This window comes from Pseudomonas sp. IT-347P, assembly GCF_949768005.1.
Lineage (GTDB): Bacteria > Pseudomonadota > Gammaproteobacteria > Pseudomonadales > Pseudomonadaceae > Aquipseudomonas.
Genome location: NZ_CATKPQ010000034.1, coordinates 1 through 319 on the forward strand (window position 1 = coordinate 1; position 319 = coordinate 319).

General features: G+C 64.6%; 1 protein-coding gene. It reads right to left on the bottom strand.

Annotation, left to right across the window (positions count from 1 at the left end; all coding sequences use genetic code 11):
* A partial coding sequence (locus tag ACM6IV_RS16205) for a hypothetical protein (RefSeq protein ID WP_414870767.1) occupies nucleotides 1-319 on the bottom strand: 319 nt, incomplete at both ends.

Consider the following 319-nt stretch of genomic DNA (forward strand, 5'->3'; position numbering starts at 1 on the left):
TGTACACCACCGTCAGGGTGGTGCCGTCGGTGTCGGCCGGGAGAACGCCGTCCACCACGCCGGCCACTTCCGGCTCCGGCAGTTCCAGGCGCGGTTCGCCGACTTGCAGGACCTCGGTGTGAATCGACTCGCGAACGGCGCGGGAGGCCTCGAACGGGTCCAGCGTGGCGAGCACTTTTTCCGGGATCAGTTGCTGGTAGAAAAACTTCACCGTGCCACCGTTGACCGGGGTCAGGTACTTGCCGTCGATTTCGTACGGCAGCGGTTTTGCCGCGACGATCTCGTTGTGGGTGATGGGGCGAAGAGGCAGGTCTGGCAC